We start from the raw sequence: 16,599 nt of genomic DNA, 5'->3' as shown, positions 1-16,599 counted from the left end.
CAACTGGAGGCCTTTTCATATCTGGAGCAGATCTGGAGCGGATCAGCTCAGCAGCGCACGCTCTTCCTTGCGCGGGGCTGCCGCCACCTTGGGCTGAGCGCGCGGCGCCGCCACTGGCCGGCCGGCGCCCGGCAGACTGCCGACCGCAGCGGCCGGAGCACGGCTGCCATGCTGCACCTGCAGGCTCTGGTCCAGGTGGAACTGGTTGACCACCTGGGCCAGGCGACCCGCCTGGTCGCGCAGCGAATCGGCGGCGGCCGAGGCCTCTTCCACCAGCGCGACGTTCTGCTGCGTCATGCGGTCGATATCGCCCACGGCCTGGTTCACCTGGCCAATGCCCGACGACTGCTCGTTCGAGGCCGCAGTGATCTCGCCAATGATGTCGCCCACCCGGCGGACGCTGTCGACGATTTCCTGCATGTTCAGGCCCGCTTCTTCCACATGGCGTACACCGCCATCCACGGCGCTGACGCTGGTCTGGATCAGGCGCTTGATCTCGTTGGCGGCTTCGGCACTGCGGCCTGCCAGCAGGCGCACTTCCCCGGCCACCACGGCAAAGCCACGGCCCTGCTCACCGGCACGGGCCGCTTCCACGGCCGCATTCAGCGCCAGGATGTTGGTCTGGAAGGCAATCGAGTCGATCAGGCCGATGATGTCGCTGATCTTGCGGCTGGAGGTGGAGATGTCCTGCATGCTCTGCACCGCCTGCTGGACGATGGCGCCGCCGCGCAGTGCGGTGTCGCTGGCCGAGCTTGCCAGCTGGTTGGCCAGCTGGGCCGAACTCGCGGTCTGCTGCACGGTGGAGGTCAGCTGCATCAGCGACGCCACGGTCTGCTGCAGGTTGCTGGCAGTCTGCTCGGTGCGGCTGGACAGATCGGTGTTGCCCATGGCGATCTCCTGGCTGGCCGTGGCAATGTTGCCGCTGGCGTCATGCACCTGGCCCACCATCAGGTTCAGACTGCGGCGCATTTCCTGCAGCGCGGTTTGCAGGTCGGCCACTTCATCCTTGCCTTCCACCTGCATTTGCTGGGACAGATCGCCCTTGGAAATGGCCAGCGCCATGCGGCGGGCAATTTCCAGCGGGCGACAGATGGACACCATGTTCAGCAGCGTCAGCGGAGCCACCACCAGCACCGTGATCACCACGGACAGCAGGAACAGCCACTGGGTCTGCGTGGCGGCTTCGCTTTCGTTGCGCTGGGCGGCATCCGCCTCGTCCTGCAGCACCTGGGCCAGCTTCTGCACCAGGGTGTCCACTTCCACCAGCTCGGCCATGGCCTTGTTGCCCATGCGGTAGGCGATGGTGGCGGTGTCATAGCCATTGGCTTCCAGCTGGCGCACCACCGGCTCGAACTGCTTCTGGTAGTTGTCCATGCGCTGCATCAGCTCCTGCACGAGCGCATCGTCGGCATCGCTGACCTCCCCCACGAACTTCTGGGACACGGCCTTGACCTGCTCCAGCCCCTTGAGCCACGACTCCTTGGCCTTGGTCACGCGCTCCGGGTTTTCGTACTGGATGATCATGTCCTTCTCGTGCTGGCGCACCAGGCCCAGGCTGGCGCGCAGCTGGGACAGGTGCTGGGCCTTGGTGTACGAGGTTTGACGGAAATCCTGGCTCATGTCCTGGATGCGGAACATGCCCCACATCCCGGCCCCTCCCAGCAGGCCCAGCAGCACCAATACCACCGCGATGGCGCCCAACATGCGCAACCTGATCGTGAAACCCCGCATGAGTGCAAACACATTCATGACCGCAAACCTCCAAAGCACTGAGCAACAGACAGATCCAGCTGAACACACAGGATTTCCACGTCCGTCGGCGTCATATTGCAAATAAATGCAAATTCTGGATAGAAGTGTCAAAGTTTGCCAGACATCGCCCCTTCGTGGCCTGGGGAAACTGACGGGAATTCCCCGGGAATACGGGGTTTCAGTCACTCAGGCAACTTCCTCCGGCTCTTTGTGCAGTGCAGCATCTCCATCGCCTGCCTTTTTGGTTTCACGTGAAACCATCTGCGCCATGGCGGGGGACTGCAAAACCGGCTTGACTTTGCCATCATGTGAAGGTTCATCATGGACCCATCCCAGGCAGCACACCCATCCGGGTCCGCCTCTTTTTTCTCAGGAGAACCACCATGGAACATGAATTTCACGTTGAAGGCATGACCTGCGGCCATTGCGAGCGCGCCGTCACCAATGCGGTGCACGAAGTCGATGCATCGGCCCAGGTGCAGATCGACCGGGCCCAGAAGAAAGTGGTGGTGCAAAGCGCCGCCGAACGCGAGGCCCTGCGCCATGCCATCGCCGAAGAAGGCTACCAGGTCGCCGCCTGAGGCGGTGGCACCGGCCCACTGGCCGGTGCCCATTGGCGACGCCGCACGCCTGGCCGGCGTGTCGGCACGCATGGTGCGGCATTACGAATCGCTGGGCCTGCTGCCTGAAGTGGCCCGCACCGACAGCGGCTACCGCCAGTATGGTCCGGCCGACGTGCACACGCTGCGCTTCATCCGCCGCTCCCGCGATCTGGGCTTTTCCATGGAAGAGATCAGCCTGCTGCTGGGCCTGTGGCGCGACCAGGCGCGCAGCAGCGCCCAGGTCAAGCAGATTGCCCAGCAGCACATTGCCGAACTGGGCGAGCGCATTGCCGCCATGCAGGCCATGCAGCGCAGCCTGCAATCGCTGGTGTCCTGCTGCCGGGGCGATGACCGCCCGGACTGCCCCATCCTGGACGATCTGGCCGCGCCGGAACTCGCCCCCCCGCACTGAAGCGAGCGCCACACCCAGGGCCCCGCCGCATCCGGTCACGCAGATGACCCGGGCGGCGGGGCTTTGCATTTCCAATGTGCAAACGCACAATTTGCGGCTGGACCCGGCACAGCGAGGCCGCGCCAGCACCCCGACCACTTTCTCAGGAGACAAGCATGAGCCAGACCCGCGAGGTTTTCCTCGTCAGCGCAGCCCGCACCGCCATCGGCACTTTCGGCGGCAGCCTCAAGGATGTGCCCAACACCCAGCTGGCCACCACCGCCGTGAAGGCGGCCATCACGCGCGCCGGCATCGCCCCTGATGCCGTGGGCCATGTGGTCATGGGCAATGTCATCCCCACCGACACCAAGGATGCCTACCTGTCGCGCGTGGCGGCCATCGATGCCGGCTGCCCCATCGAAACCCCGGCCTTCAATGTGAACCGCCTGTGCGGCTCCGGCCTGCAGGCCATCGTGTCCGCCGCCCAGGCCATTTCCCTGGGCGACTGCGATGTGGCGATTGGCGGCGGCGCCGAATCCATGAGCCGCGGCCCCTATTTCGACCTGGCCTCCCGCTGGGGCCAGCGCATGGGCGACGCCAAGAGCATCGACTACATGCTGGGCATCCTGCACGACCCCTGGCAGAAGATGCACATGGGCATCACGGCCGAGAACGTGGCCGAGCGCTACCGGATCTCCCGCAGCATGCAGGACGAACTGGCCGTGCTGAGCCAGCAGCGCGCCGCGGCCGCCATCGAGGCCGGCCGTTTCAAGGAGCAGATCGTTACGGTGGAAATCGCCAGCCGCAAGGGCACGGTGCTGTTCGACACCGACGAACATGTGCGTGCGGCCACCACACTGGTGACCCTGGCGGGCATGAAGCCCGCATTCAAGAAGGAAGGCGGCTCGGTCACGGCCGGCAATGCCTCGGGCATCAACGACGGTGCTGCCGCCGTCACCCTGGTGGCCGGCGACCGCGTGCAGGCCCTGGGCGTCAAGCCGCTGGCCCGCCTGGTGGGCTATGCCCACGCCGGTGTGGAGCCGGCCTATATGGGCATCGGCCCGGTCCCCGCCACCCAGAAGGTGCTGGCCCGCACAGGCCTGAAGATCCAGGACATGGACGTGATCGAGGCCAACGAAGCCTTTGCCGCCCAGGCCTGCGCCGTGATCCAGGAACTGGGGCTGGACCCCGCCAAGGTCAACCCCAATGGCTCGGGCATCTCGCTGGGCCACCCCGTGGGCGCCACCGGCGCCATCATCACCACCAAGGCGGTCTACGAGCTGCACCGCACCGGTGGCCGCTATGCGCTGGTGACCATGTGCATCGGCGGCGGCCAGGGCATTGCCGCCATCTTCGAGCGCGTCTGACGCCCGCCCGGCGCGGGGGCTGGCCCTCCCGTGTTGATGCCGGGTTCCAGCCTCCTTCCGAGCAACTGAAACCCGGCATCCGCAACGACCGCTGCGCTAAGACAAGCTCTGTCACACATCCCGAGCCGCGCCATCGTCTGTTGCGCTGCGCGCGCCCTATCATCCGAGCCTTGACCACCCTGCTCCCGTGCCTCCCATGGAATCCCTGCTGCCCCGTCTGAGCCACACCCTCGTTCATGCCAAGTCCCTGGAGGAGCTGACCCGCCCCCTGCTGGACATGCTGCAGCAGGTGACCAAACTGGATTCCACCTACCTCACCCGCATCGACCTGCCCCACAGCCAGCAGCATGTGCTGTACACCTGCAACCGCGGTCGGCTGGAGATGCCCGAAGGCCTGGTCGTCCCCTGGCAGGACACCTTGTGCCGCCGCGCGCTGGAGGACCGCCAGCCCTATACGGCGGATGTGGTCTCCAGCTGGGGCGATTCCGAGGCCGCCCGCGCCCTGGGCCTGCATACCTATGTCAGCGCCCCGGTGCGCCTGCCCCAGGGCCAGCTCTACGGCACGCTGTGCGCTGCCAGCGGCGTCGAGCAGGCCATGCCCGACGGTGCCATGGCCACGCTGGAGCTGTTCGCCGGCCTGATCGGCCAGCAGGTGGAGCGGGAGCTGCTGCTGCAAGAGCTGCAGCAACGCAATCTGGAGCTGGCCAACTATGCGTTGACCGACGCCCTCACCGGCCTGCCCAACCGCCATGCCCTGATGGAGGAGCTGCCCCGCATGTGGGCCCGGGCCGAGCGCGACGGACGCAGCGTGCTGCTGGCCTTCATCGACCTGGACGGCTTCAAGCAGATCAACGACCAGCACGGCCACGAAGCGGGCGACCAGCTGCTGCAGACCGTGGCGCGCCAGCTGCTGAATGCGCTGCGCGACAGCGACTTTGCCGCACGCATCGGCGGCGACGAGTTCGTCATGGTGGGCACCGGCCCGGAGATTTCGCAATCGGCGACCCAGGTGCTGTACGAGCTGGAGGAGCGCCTGGCGCTGGCCACCCAGTGCGATGTGGCCGTGGCGGAGGATCTGCTGCACTACCCCGGCGCCAGCGTCGGCGTGGTGGCCGTGCACCCGGCGCAGACCAGCACCGAGCAGGCCCTGGCCCTGGCCGACGCCGCCATGTACGAGAACAAAACGCGCCGTCGCACGCGTTCCGGCATCCACTGAGGTCCTGCCCTACCACCACCCTCTAAAAGGGCTTACAGGGCCGTTTTGCTCCAAACCGGGGCATGGCGAACCACAGGCAAAAGCTTGGGCTAGGATGGCTTCATAGCCTATCCCTAGCCAAGCCATGTCTTCGTTAGCGCCAGACTTCCTCACAGCCCTGGGCATGATCGGCCTGGCTGCCTGGGTGCTGGCCTGGGTGATCTGGGTGCTGGGGCGGCCGTTCTGGTACCAGGGCCTGTCCCAGGGGCTGTGGTGCAACACCCTGATCGGCATGGCCTATCTGCTGCTGGCCCTGGTCAGCCGCAACGCCAGCCTGGCGCTGCTGATGGCCTCCCTGCTGCTGGTCTGTCTGGCCACCTCCTGTTTCACCATTGCGCTGCAGCGCTTTCGCCAGAGCGACCGCCTGGTGCGCGACAGCCTGATCCTGTTTCTGCCCCAGGCCATCACCATGGCGTTGGCAGCGCTGCTGCTGCCGCAGGACTGGGGGCTGTTTCACCGCCTGCATGCCGCCCTGCTGCTGGGCCAGCTGCTCTACCTGCTGTGGCTGCTGCAACGCATGCGCCGCAGCACGCCTGGCAGCGGCTGGGTGCTGGTGGTGGTGGCGGTGCTGGCGCAGAGTCTGGCCCTGCTGCCGCTGATCGTGCAGGAAACCTCTCCCCTGCCGTTTTCGCGCCAGCGCCTGTCGGTGTATGAGCAGTTGGCGCTGTGGAGCGTCTGCCTGACGCTGTTCGTGAACCTGGTGCTCTCCAGCATCGGTCTGCTGCTGATGCTGCACGACCGCCAGGCCGCGCTGGACCAGGACAAGGCCCGGCTCGATCCGCTGACCCAGCTGCCCAACCGCACGGCCCTGGTGCAAGGCCTGCTCGACGCCATGGCCCAGGCCGTGCACACCGGCATGCCCTTGTCGGTGGTGGTGCTGGACATCGATTTCTTCAAGCGCATCAACGACAGCCACGGCCACCTGGTGGGCGACCGGGTGATCCAGAGCGTGGCCCACACGCTGCAGAGCCAGCTGCGCAAAGGCGATCTGGCGGCGCGCTATGGCGGGGAGGAGTTCGTGCTGCTGCTGCCCCACACCCATTCCGCCGAGGCCCTGCCCCTGGCCCAGCGCCTGTGCGATGCCGTGCGCCTGAGCCCGTTGCAGCTGAGCACCGGCCCCCGCCTGGAGTTCACCATCAGTGTGGGGGTCTACACCGCCCAGCTCCAGCAGCCCAGCCCATGGGAGGCCCTGGTGGCGGCCGCCGATGCCGCCATGTACGAAGCCAAGCGCAACGGCCGCAACCGGGTGGTGCTGGCACAGCCCACGGCAGAGTCGCTGCGTTTCTTTGAGCGCAGCCACCGCGACGCGCCGTTTTGAAGGCGCCGCTGCGGCCCCGCCACCGCCTTCAGAACGGCATGCTCTGCGGATCGGTGTCCACCGGGGCTTCGGCCGGCCCGGTCACCTTGCCGCCCTGCCCAGCCGGCCTGCCACCGGCCACGCGCACCGCCAGGGTTTCGGTCCCCGAGCCCGACGGCTGCAATGCTGCAGGCAGGTCCTGGCCCAGCTCGGTACGGCCTTCACCGCCCAGGGCGTCGATCAGGTCCGGAATCAGGCGGCTCAATTCACCGGTGGCAATCGCCACATCGGTGTCAAAACCGCCTTCATCGCCGGCCTCATCCAGCACGCTGTCCAGGAAGGCAATCTTCTTGACCTGCAGGGTGTCGCTCAGCACAAAGCTCACGCGGTCGTCCCAGGTCATGGCCAGCTTGGTCGGCAGCTTGCCCTGCTCCACATGCTGCTTGACCTCGTCGATATCGAGCGGGTGGCGTGCGTAGCGCACCACCGCCTTGGATTCGTCCGCGGCCTTGAGCTCGCATTCGCGGTCCACCGAAAAACCCACCGGCGGCTCCTGGCTGATCAGCCAGTGCGCCATGGCTGCCTGGGGACTGGTCTGCGTATCGAGCAGCGCCACGCCAAAGCCCTGCAGGCTTTCAACCAGCAGCGTCACCACCTCGTCGGCACGGCCCTGGGCGCCGGTGTCCAGCACCAGCAGCTTGGCCTGCGGATCCAGCCAGACCCACATGGCCCCCTGCTTGGTGAAGGCCATGGGCAGCAGGTCCAGCTTGGCTTCGTCCTTGAGCTCCTGCTTTTCCTTTTTGCCCGGTTTGCGGCCGAACTCTTTTTCAATCGCTTCGGCCTTCTCCGCCACCTTGCGGTTGAGCACGCTGGCGGGCAGCATCTTGCTCTCGCTCATATAGCGCATCACCCATTGGCCACCCACGCTTTCGGCCAGCAGCCCATGCTCCTCGCCACGCGGTGGCACCCAGCCGGAAGACTTTTCCTGCGTCGCTCCACAGGGGGTGAAAGGCGTCTTTTGCAGCGCTTCTTCCATCTGTTCCAGTGCACCCTGCCATTGCGCGGCAATGCGGTACACGATCATGTTCTTGAACACGCAGCAACCTCTTTTCTGTGTCATGCAGCGCAGCGCCTCCGTCGGCGCTGCGCCTTATCCAAACCATGGCTATCCACGCCGACCTGGTGGCGTGGTAATCCCTCATTTGCCCATTGTGGACCACCCTGCCCTGCCAGCTACGGGGTGCAGAGGGTCTCCAGGCTTCGCATTACTTTACACAGCATCACGGTTTCCACATGGAACGCTTACAGACAGTCCCCACACTTGCATTCAAGCGCTGCAACCAAGCTGCAGCGTCCCCCTCAACCTGAAGGAAAGGACATCACCATGGCCCTCTTGCAACGCTCCCTGATCGCCACCGCCACCGCTGCTGCACTGGCCGGCGCCTTCACCCTGCCCGTGTGGGCACAGAACACCGCCGCACCGGCAGCCCCCACGGCCCAGACCGCCCCTGCCCACCCCCACCAGGCGGGCCGCCCTGCCCTGGACCCTGCCGCCATGCATGCCCAGCACATGGAACGCGTCAAGCCCTTGCTGCAGCTGACCGCCGCCCAGGAAGGTGCCTGGAAAAAGTACGTGGAAGCCACCCGCCCTGCAGAGCGCAAAGCGCCTCGCATGGACCGTGAGGCCTTCAACAAGCTGACCACGCCCCAGCGCATTGACCAGGCCCAGAGCCTGCGCAAGGAACGCAACGCCGCCATCGAGCAGCGTGAAAACGCCACCAAGGCCTTCTACGCCAGCCTGAATCCGGCGCAGCAAAAAGCATTCGATGTGGCCATGCCCATGCACGGCCACGGCCATGGCAAAGGTCCTGGCATGCACCGCGGCGGTCCCCGTGACGAAGGCCACCCCGGCATGGGTCAGCCTAGTCAGGCAGCCCCCGCTGCGGCGCCCGGCGCCTGAATCGGTTTCGGTCGTGCGCCATCCCGGTTGCCCAGCCGGGACACCACCCTCTTCAGCAGGCCTTGTGCCTGCTTTTTTTTATGCCTGCAGTTTTGACCCGGAAGCCGCAGGCCCGCCATACATGTGCCACATGGCCGCATGTGCCGCCCATGCAGCACATTCCGGTTTTTTCCCGCGCAGCCCCCCCACACAGCGCGAAAAATTCTTTTCACCTTCCAGCCCCTGGCACGGACCCTCTACGGACCCGCTTGCCGCCACCACGGGTCCACCCCCTTGGTGGCAGCGATGCACCACCAGGACGCTCGGGCCAGCTCTGCCACGGCGCATGCAGCTGCAGGCTCCGTGTCCGGCAACCGCCCGGGGCAGAGATTCTATATAAAACAACAACTTAGACAAAAAAAGTAACTCAGTTACCTAGTTTGGCGACATTTCAAACTTTCGTAACCGAGTTACATCCAGTAGGAAGCCCTCCTCCACCACACCAGGAGGCCTGTTCCGGCTGGTTGGAGCCTGTTCGAGTGCTTTCCAGGCCTGTGGACAAGCATGGGCAGAAAAAAAGAGCAACTCGGCACTTATCCACTGTCTGGAAAGTTTTTTTCAGCTTGTACCCAATCGGGTGACAGCAGCAGCCCGGTACCAACCACATGCTTGAACAATCTCCAAACCATTGAAATACAACGAAAAAGAAGACTTGTCCACAGAATCTGGCGGTGCTTACTATGACTACTAATTTAAAAAATTAAATATAGGAACAACATCTGCGCGCAAAGTTTGCGCGGTTTTTCATGCCTTCCACTCCGGTTGCGTTTTTTTCAATCCACTTTTCCGTCGTTTCTGGAGCCCAGCAGATTGCCAACACCGAGGTGGCAGATTGTTGGTAAACCTCGGCTTTTCAGTTATTCACATCAAAATTGATAGCTGTATACCTTTTGTTTTCAATAAAAATCTCTTAAAACTACGTTACATCAGAGGGAAGATCCTTCTGTGGACAAGTTTCCTTGAAAAAATAGGTTTTCCACAAAAATCCAGGGATATGCGCAGTTGTCCCCGTTGCGAGGACAGCAGAACTTGTGCATGACCCACATGTTTTTCCACCATGCAAGCTCTTGAAAAAGCATGGACTCAGTGGGTTATCCACAAAAAAACCGGTGCATTACTACTACGACTAATTTATTTCATTGAAATAAAGAAGAAGTCATAGAGAGAACTCCCAGATCGGGGCTCCACAAAGGGCATGACCGCACGGAAAGCCCCGGTTTTCGAGGAACGGAAGACGGCCGTGCGCTGAAAAGCGGCATACTTCGCCGCGTGCACTGCTTGGGTTTGAAAAGCGTTTTTCAGCCGGATCGGCGTGACCATGCCGCCGTTTCTTTGGACATTCAGCGGTTTTTATCCACAGAAAGTTATGCAAGGCATGGGATAACTGGACAACTTGCCTCTGAAAACCGGAATGTTCAAAAAAATTCAATGACGCTGACGCAGCACTGTCGGCCGATCCGTGGCCGCAGGGACACGGCTGGGATGCGAAGGCAGGGCGCGTTGAAAAAACAGTTGTGCACAGCCCATGGCGGGCATGTGCATGGTGAGGATGGCGGGAGGCGCGTGCGTTTTCCTGCTGAAAAAACAGGCAGAGGTTGATCCAGGCGCACGCACCGGGCACAGCCGCTCTCCGAGGCGCTGGAACGGTTGCACATGGTGCGGCCATGCCACGCATGCGGTATCGCACAGCGATTGCCCCCTTCTGCGAGGGGCGCAGAAGGCCGCCAGACGGCGCTAGGCTGCGCGCTTGGCCAGAGTGAACGGTGGCAGGCCCTTGAGCAGCTGGGCGCCATAGCTGGTGGCAACCAGGCGCTTGTCGTAGCAGTAGACATGGGCCTGGTCTTCCTCGGTGCGGATGGCACGGCCCACCCATTGCGCCAGGCGGATGGCGGTGGCTGGCACCACCAGCTCGTTGAACGGGTTGCGGCCGCTGGTACGCAGCCACTCGGCACGGGATTCGCCCACCGGGTCATCGGGGGGGGCAAACGGCAGCTTGGTGATGAACAGCGACTCGCACAGTGCGCCGGGCAGATCCAGTCCCTCGCCAAACGACTGCATGCCGAAGATGATGGAGGGCAGGCCCGACTCCACCCGGCTGCGGTGGTCGGCCAGCAGCATGGTGCGTGGCATGGCGTTCTGCACCAGCACGTAGCTGCGCATGTGGGAGGGCAGGGCGTCCACGGCCTGGCGCATCTGCTCGCGGGAAGTGAACAGCACCAGGGCGCCGGCCTGCACCAGCGCCAGGTCGTTCAGCAGGGCGTCCACCATCTCGGCGGTGAAGGCCTGGGCCTCCCGCGGGTCGGCCTGGGTCTGGTGGGCCACCAGCGTGCCCTGGGCGGCGTAGTCGAAAGGGCTGGCCACCTCCAGCGTCTGCACGCTGGCGTCGCCGTGCAGGCCGGCTTCCCGCAGAAAGAAGTCGAAGCCGCCGCAGCTGGTCAGGGTGGCCGAGGTCAGCACAGCGCCCCGCACCTGGCTCCACAGGTGGTGGCGCAGCGTGGCTCCCGGCAGGATGGGGCTGGCATGGGCCTTGACGACGATGTAGTCGCCATCGATCTCCAGCGTGAACCATTTGGCATTGGGCACCTGGGCGCTGCCGTCGGCCTGCATCTCGGGTTGCTGGCTCAACAGCTGGGCCGTGTCGTGCACCGATTCCAGGCGCGGTGCCAGGGTGCCCACCTGGGCATACAGGGCGGACAGGCGCTGGGCTTCCTCGGGCTTGTCCTTGATCTCGGCGCGCAAGGCCTTGGAAATGGCCCGCAAGGCGTCCAGAAAGCCGCTGGCGTGGTGCATGACCTGTGCCAGGGGGTTGATCAGGGGTTCCGGCAAAACGCCGCGTGGAGCCCGTACACGGGCCGGGCCCCAGCTGTCTTTCTGGCCCTTCAGTGCGTCGCCGTAGATCTCCATCACCAGGCGGGCCAGATCCGTCAGGTGCTGGCGCAGGCCGGCACTGTGGCCGGGCAGCTCGGCGATGTCCTCCACTTCCATCAGCTGGCCCACGCGCAGGGCCCGGCTGGTGAGCTTGTCGATCCACTGCAGGCGGCTCAAATCCATCTCGCAGGCGAACTGGGAGAGGGCGGTCTGCGGCAGGTGGTGGGCCTCGTCCAGCACCAGCAGGCAGTTATCCAGCTCGGGCAGCAGGCGGGCGCCCAGTGAGGACAGCAGCAGATCGTGGTTGGCAACGATGACCTGGGCGGCCACCATGTCCTTGCGCCGTTCGTAGTAGGTGCAGCTGCTGAATACCGGGCAGTGCTTGCCGGTGCAACTGCTGCCTTCGGCGGCCACGGGGCTCCAGGCCTCGGGCTCGGGCGGGGTTTTCAGGCTGTCGCGGTCGCCATCCCATTCGCCGGTGGCCAGGGCGTCGGCCATGCTGGCATAGAACTGCATGCGCGCCTCTTTTTCGGCCGGCGGCCGGGCCTTGCGCTGGGCAGCTTCTTCTTCGGCAAAGAGGTCATCGGCCTCCTCGCTGTGCTCACCGGTGCTGGACAGCCGCTCGAGCTTGAGTTTGCAGACAAAACGACCACGCCCCTTGGCCAGCGCAAATTTGAAAGGGACCGGCATTTTCTGCGCCAGGGCCGGCAAATCCTTGTTCACCAGCTGTTCCTGCAGTGCCACCGTGGCGGTGGAAATCAGCACCCGCGTGCCACGTGCCAGGGCGGTGCTGATGGCGGGCACCGAATACGCCAGCGACTTGCCCACCCCGGTTCCGGCCTGGACCACGGCGATCGATTTTTTCGGCTCAGGAGCGCCTTCCTCGATTTTGCCCAGCTGGGTCTGGGCGAACGTGCGCGCCACCTGATCGGCCATGCGCCGTTGGCCGTCACGGCTGCGGAACCCGGGGATGGATGCGACAACGGAATCGAACGATTCAAGGGCCAGCGCGGCCCATTTTTCCTGGCTCATGGAGGGTGTGGAGAGCGGTCTTGCGGGGGAAAACCGGTGTTTTATATGAATAAATACATGGATATGTAGTGGATAAGATGTGAAATCTTATGAATAAACACTACAAATCTCGTATTGCAGGCTGTATGCAAGGGAGCCCCGCATGCCATACAACGCAGCCGGTATCCGGCTGCGTTCACCGATTGTCGCAGCCTCGCGGCACATGTGGACAAGCACTCTCTAAATCCCTGCCGCACCGCTGCCTGCCAGCCTGTGGGGAGGGGTATTGCAGAGCCTAGCGGCTTGGGACAAGTTTGTGAATAGCCGCTTGATACCTGGGAACAACATTCGCAGGGTGTTGAAAATATCTTTTCATATCAAACAGATGTTGTGCACAGGTCGGGGGAGCATGGTTATCCACATGCGGGGCGTATGCCCAGCCCATTCAGGCCAAAAAATTATCCACAAAATGGTGAAAGCGGGTGTTCACATCTTGTGTGGAAAAGCTGCCGTGCTGGTGCGGCCCAGTGGGGTGAAAATCCGCAGGGACGGGGCGCTGAAAAGCGGTTTTCAATGCGTTTTCAGTTTCCGGCAACGGCAGGCCATGCCCACCGTGCAATTTGCCTGCCAAAAAGGCAGTCGGGAGGGAATGTAACAGCGCTCTTATCAAAAAAGGTAGCGTCTGAGATAGATTCAATAAGGATTTGATGCGGAAGTGGCTGAAAAACATGTTTCAGCTGCGGCGGGACCAGAGTTTTCAGTTTGTATGATTTCATATGAAACCATACAAAACGGTTTGCATTGGTGGCGGGATATGGCTGGACCAGCGCGGTCCTGCCCGCGCGAAGTGGCCTGCGGTCGCACCGGCCATGCGGTCTGCCGGTCTGCGCGCGTGGAGGATCCGTGACCCAGGGAGGGGTCAGCCGCCTTTTCCCAAGGGCGGCAAGGGGCTGGCGCTGGAGGCCGGCACCGTGGTGCGGGCGCTGTTCATCACCATCGACAGCAAGGTGTAGTAGCCGTTGACGCCGATCAGGTCGACCACCCCTTGCTCGCCCCACAGGGCAACGGCCTGGGCCCAGGTGGCGTCGCTGATGCCCTGGTGGCGGTGCAACTCGGTACAGAAGGCGTAGAGCACGGCTTCATCCGGCTGCAAGGCGCCGGGAGTGCGGCCCAGGGCGATATCGGCCAGGGCCGCAGGTGCAATCCCTTCACGTTCTGCAATGGGCGCGTGAATGGCCCACTCCACCTGCTGCGACCAGTGGCGGGCCGTGATGCAGATGGCCAGCTCCGACAGCCGCAGACCGATGCTGCTGCGAAAGCGCAAGTACTCGCCCATGCGCTGGGCATGGTCCATCAGCTCCGGGCTGCGCAGCAGCGGCACAAAGGGCGAAATCAGTGCGCCGCGCGGTCCATCGATGATGGGTTGGGCCAGGCGCCGCTGTTCGGGCGTCCAGTCACTTTCGGGAATCGGGGGCAGGCGGTCGGCAGAGGGGGTAGACATGGCGGCTTTCGATCGCGCAGACCCGGGACTGCCGCGGGGCCGCGGTGCGGATCTGCTCGGACAGGAAAAAGCCAACGATAGGAGCAGGGGCCTTGCACTGCGGTCACCCAGCGGACGCCGGCAGGTCCTTGCCTGCCAACCTGGAATGTCCGGCATGTGGCAGCCCCGGCTGCCGGGGCCGCAAGATCGACAAATAGATGTTGTCCTACAGTTACCAAATGTATTGGCGGAGCCCGCGTGTAACAGCCCCTGTCCACAATACCGCTAGCTCTCCCCCACGTCCTGGGCGTCATGTTGCACGCCAGGGCAGTCCGGGGCATTTCGAAAGTCCTGCATCCATGGCCATCCCTGTCAGCCCAGAAAACGAAGCAGCGACACTGCGCCAGGAAATGGGGCAGTCGCTGGAGATGCTGCGTTTTGCCTCGCCGGTGCTGGAACAGGAATTCACGCAGGAGCTGCGCGTGCAGCAGCGCCGCAGCACGCTGTTCACGCTGGGCTTTCTGGGCCTGGTGTGGATCTTCTTTGCGGCCTTTGACTGGTGGCGCATGCAGGCGGTGCTGGGCACCGGCCGGGAACTGCAGTTTGTGCTGGGCGTGATGCTGCAGCGCTGGGTGGTGCTGGCCTGCTTTCTGTGCACCCTGTATGTCTTGCTGCACCCCGGAACCCGGTCCGCCACCCATGAGTTCTGGATCGTGGTGTCGGTGGTGGCCTGTGGCTGCGGGGTGGTGATTTCTTCCTACACGGCCAAATCGCTGGGCCTGCCCGAGGCCAGCATCGTCATGCTGCTGACCGTGGTGGTGGCGCTCTATCCGCTGGGCATCCGGCTGCGCCAGGCCCTGCTGGCCGCGGTATCGGTGTGTGTGGTCACTACCTTTGCAGGACCTTGGCTGCTGCCGCAACCCCAGCAACTGGCGGAGCACTGGCTGGTGGTGATCATGATGTGGGTCACGCTGGTGCTGTCCGGCGTGACGGCGTATTTCCGCGAACGTGCACTGCGCCAGCAGTTCGTGCTGCGCAAGCTGCTGGACTGGGAGGCCTGCCACGATCCGTTGACGGGGCTGGCCAACCGCCGGATCTTTCGCGAGCAGTTCCAGCGCAACATGCTGCACGCCAAGCGGGAGAAGGAATCCCTGTTCCTGGCGGTGATCGATATCGACCACTTCAAGCTCTACAACGACCTCTACGGTCACCAGGCCGGCGATGAGGTGCTGCGGCTGGTGGGCAATCTGCTGGCGGACTATGCACGCCGCCCGCTGGATCTGGCCGTGCGGCTGGGCGGGGAGGAATTTGCCCTGGTGGCCTATGACGAAGATGTGCAGTCGCTGCGCAAGCGCATGGAAAAGCTGCTGATCGACCTGCATGGCCTGAACCTGGCCCACGACGCCTCGCCCACCGCGCCCTATGTCACCGTGAGCGTGGGCCTGGCCCAGGTGCGCGACGAGGACACGGTGGACACGGTGTTCAAGCTGGCCGACAGCCTGCTGTTCCAGGCCAAGGAACAGGGGCGCAACCAGGTCTGCGGTGTGGCCTCGATTGCCATGCCGGTGATCAACCCGCGCCGTCCCAGCTGGGCACAGCAGGCAGCGGCCGTAGGGCCAGCCAGTTAAATAGCGGCGCGCTACACTGGGTGACTTTTGCTGCGTGTTCGCTCTGGGAACTTTGTGCGAGCGCCGGCCATCCCACTTCGCTGAACTGCTTTTTTCGCTATGCACGCCAACTTTGGCTGGCTGGATGCCCTGATCCTGGGCCTGGTCCAGGGCCTGACCGAATTCCTCCCCATCTCCTCCAGCGCCCACCTGCGCATCCTGGGCCCTTTGCTGCCCGGCCATGCCGACCCAGGCGCTGCCTTCACCGCCATCACCCAGCTGGGAACCGAGCTGGCGGTGCTGATCTATTTCCGCAAGGACGTGTGGCGCATGCTGACGGCCTGGCTGGCTTCGCTGCCCGTGATCGGCAGCCGCCGTGCGGGCGAGCCGCTGAGCGCCGACGCCAAGCTGGCCTGGCTGGTGATTCTGGGCACCATCCCCATCTGTGTGCTGGGCCTGCTGCTGCGTGATTTCATTGAAACCACCTTCCGCACGCTGGCGCTGACTGCGGTGATGCTGATTGTCTTCGGTCTGCTGCTGGGCTGGGCCGAGCGCCGGGGTAGCCAGACCCGCACGATTGCGCAGCTGGGTGCCAAGGATGGTGTGTTGCTGGGCCTGGCCCAGGCCATGGCGCTGATTCCGGGCGTGTCGCGCTCGGGCGGCACCATCACCGTGGCCCTGCTGCTGGGCATGACGCGTGAGGCGGCGGCCCGCTTTTCCTTCCTGCTGGCGATTCCGGCCGTGCTGCTGTCGGGCTTTTACATGCTGCTGTTCAAGCGCGAGCCCATGTCACCCGACCAGTGGGGCATGACGCTGGCTGCCACGTTTGTCGCTTTTGTCGTCGGTTATGCGGTGATCGTGTGGTTTATGCGCCTGATTTCACACAAGGGCTTTACATTCTTCGTTGTGTACCGTGTTGTGCTGGGCCTGCTGATTCTGGCGGGCCTGTACTTTGGCCTGATTCAATAAC

General features: G+C 63.9%; 14 protein-coding genes. 8 read left to right on the top strand and 6 right to left on the bottom strand.

Going from position 1 to position 16,599, the window contains the following annotated elements:
- Positions 1 to 42: 42 nt before the first annotated feature.
- Positions 43 to 1,749: a methyl-accepting chemotaxis protein gene (locus CT3_RS00105; RefSeq protein WP_066538498.1), complete on the bottom strand. Its 1,707-nt coding sequence runs from the start codon at positions 1,747 to 1,749 to the stop codon at positions 43 to 45.
- Between the two features lie 386 nt (positions 1,750 to 2,135).
- Between CT3_RS00105 and CT3_RS00100 the strand changes: the two genes are divergently transcribed.
- The 5 genes from CT3_RS00100 (at position 2,136) to CT3_RS00080 (ending at position 6,685) form a co-directional block, all read left to right on the top strand.
- On the top strand, positions 2,136 to 2,333 hold the full coding sequence (locus tag CT3_RS00100; RefSeq protein WP_066538495.1) for a heavy-metal-associated domain-containing protein: 198 nt from the start codon (positions 2,136 to 2,138) through the stop codon (positions 2,331 to 2,333).
- Complete coding sequence (gene cueR / locus CT3_RS00095) at positions 2,296 to 2,766, top strand: Cu(I)-responsive transcriptional regulator (RefSeq protein ID WP_066538492.1); 471 nt, start codon at positions 2,296 to 2,298, stop codon at positions 2,764 to 2,766. The genes CT3_RS00100 and cueR overlap by 38 nt, the downstream gene beginning before the upstream one ends.
- Positions 2,767 to 2,921: 155 nt before the next feature.
- The gene (locus CT3_RS00090) at positions 2,922 to 4,112 is read left to right on the top strand and encodes an acetyl-CoA C-acyltransferase family protein (protein ID WP_066538489.1); all 1,191 of its coding nucleotides are present in this window, start codon (positions 2,922 to 2,924) and stop codon (positions 4,110 to 4,112) included.
- Between the two features lie 196 nt (positions 4,113 to 4,308).
- Entirely contained in the window at positions 4,309 to 5,328 is a 1,020-nt protein-coding gene (locus CT3_RS00085; protein WP_066538486.1) for a sensor domain-containing diguanylate cyclase, read from the top strand.
- Between the two features lie 124 nt (positions 5,329 to 5,452).
- Complete coding sequence (locus CT3_RS00080) at positions 5,453 to 6,685, top strand: GGDEF domain-containing protein (RefSeq protein WP_098065992.1); 1,233 nt, start codon at positions 5,453 to 5,455, stop codon at positions 6,683 to 6,685.
- A gap of 28 nt (positions 6,686 to 6,713) precedes the next feature.
- On the opposite strand, the gene CT3_RS00075 is transcribed toward CT3_RS00080, so the two are convergent.
- Entirely contained in the window at positions 6,714 to 7,760 is a 1,047-nt protein-coding gene (locus CT3_RS00075; protein WP_066538478.1) for a recombination-associated protein RdgC, read from the bottom strand.
- A gap of 288 nt (positions 7,761 to 8,048) precedes the next feature.
- On the opposite strand from CT3_RS00075, the gene CT3_RS00070 reads away from it, so the two are divergent.
- The gene (locus tag CT3_RS00070; RefSeq protein WP_066538472.1) at positions 8,049 to 8,624 is read left to right on the top strand and encodes a Spy/CpxP family protein refolding chaperone; all 576 of its coding nucleotides are present in this window, start codon (positions 8,049 to 8,051) and stop codon (positions 8,622 to 8,624) included.
- 1,170 nt (positions 8,625 to 9,794) lie between these two features.
- Here CT3_RS00070 and CT3_RS00065 read toward each other — a convergent pair.
- The 4 genes from CT3_RS00065 to CT3_RS00050 form a co-directional block, all read right to left on the bottom strand.
- Positions 9,795 to 9,983: a hypothetical protein gene (locus CT3_RS00065; protein ID WP_098065989.1), complete on the bottom strand. Its 189-nt coding sequence runs from the start codon at positions 9,981 to 9,983 to the stop codon at positions 9,795 to 9,797.
- A 414-nt stretch (positions 9,984 to 10,397) separates the two neighbouring features.
- Positions 10,398 to 12,563, bottom strand: coding sequence for an ATP-dependent DNA helicase DinG (gene dinG / locus CT3_RS00060; protein WP_083520480.1), 2,166 nt, complete (start codon positions 12,561 to 12,563; stop codon positions 10,398 to 10,400).
- A 424-nt stretch (positions 12,564 to 12,987) separates the two neighbouring features.
- The gene (locus tag CT3_RS00055; RefSeq protein ID WP_127446167.1) at positions 12,988 to 13,272 is read right to left on the bottom strand and encodes a hypothetical protein; all 285 of its coding nucleotides are present in this window, start codon (positions 13,270 to 13,272) and stop codon (positions 12,988 to 12,990) included.
- A gap of 189 nt (positions 13,273 to 13,461) precedes the next feature.
- Positions 13,462 to 14,043 carry a carboxymuconolactone decarboxylase family protein gene (locus tag CT3_RS00050; RefSeq protein ID WP_066538470.1) on the bottom strand — a complete coding sequence of 194 codons (582 nt, stop codon included), beginning with the start codon at positions 14,041 to 14,043 and terminating at the stop codon, positions 13,462 to 13,464.
- A gap of 338 nt (positions 14,044 to 14,381) precedes the next feature.
- Between CT3_RS00050 and CT3_RS00045 the strand changes: the two genes are divergently transcribed.
- Both CT3_RS00045 and CT3_RS00040 read left to right on the top strand, forming a co-directional pair.
- The gene (locus tag CT3_RS00045) at positions 14,382 to 15,650 is read left to right on the top strand and encodes a GGDEF domain-containing protein (protein ID WP_066538467.1); all 1,269 of its coding nucleotides are present in this window, start codon (positions 14,382 to 14,384) and stop codon (positions 15,648 to 15,650) included.
- 99 nt (positions 15,651 to 15,749) lie between these two features.
- Positions 15,750 to 16,598, top strand: coding sequence for an undecaprenyl-diphosphate phosphatase (locus CT3_RS00040; protein ID WP_066538459.1), 849 nt, complete (start codon positions 15,750 to 15,752; stop codon positions 16,596 to 16,598).
- Position 16,599: the final 1 nt, after the last annotated feature.

Origin of the sequence: Comamonas terrigena NBRC 13299 (assembly GCF_006740045.1) — a bacterium.
GTDB lineage: Bacteria > Pseudomonadota > Gammaproteobacteria > Burkholderiales > Burkholderiaceae_C > Comamonas > Comamonas terrigena.
The sequence above is the reverse complement of the archived record's forward strand: the minus strand, read 5'-3'. Positions and strand labels throughout refer to the sequence as shown.